The following is a 490-nucleotide window of genomic DNA, read 5'->3' as shown; positions in this document are numbered from 1 at the left end:
GACGTGCTGGAGTTCTGGGGGACGGCTGAGCGGCAGCTGCTGGCGGAGCTGTCGTCGGGCGAGCGCCTGCGCACGCCGGTCAACTTCATCGTCCATAGCCAGGCCGAGGTGGACGACGCCCTGACGCGGGGCCGCTACTTCTTCATGGACATCATGGCGGACGGCGTGGAGCTGCTGACGGCGCCGGACGCGCCCGCCTTCGTGGAGCCGCAGTCCCTGGCGCCCGACGTGGCGCTGGCGGAGACCCAGGCCCATTACGAGGACTGGATTCCGAGCGCGGCCAAGGCGCTGAAGGGCGCGCGGTTCTACATTGCCGAAGGCGACTTCAACGACGCCGCCTTCTTGCTGCACCAGGCCGCCGAACGCCTCTGACGTGCCTCTGAGTTTTCATCCAGCGGCGACCAGAGTCCTTGGGTTAGTTACGCCTCGCAGCGTGGGTTGAGCAACAGGCCGAGCCGCGCAGCTTTCATACTGCGCAGCGGGTCGGCCT

General features: G+C 67.8%; 1 pseudogene. It reads left to right on the top strand.

Annotated features, from left to right (window positions below):
• Nucleotides 1–372 (top strand): annotated as a pseudogene (locus HX774_RS19275) (HEPN domain-containing protein); the annotation flags it as partial.
• Between the last annotated feature and the right edge of the window lie 118 nt (nt 373–490).

Origin of the sequence: Brevundimonas sp. P7753 (assembly GCF_013386595.1) — a bacterium.
GTDB classification, from domain to species: Bacteria; Pseudomonadota; Alphaproteobacteria; order Caulobacterales; family Caulobacteraceae; genus Brevundimonas; species Brevundimonas bullata.
Note: the sequence above shows the minus strand (reverse complement) of the source record. Positions and strands in the feature narration are given on the sequence as shown.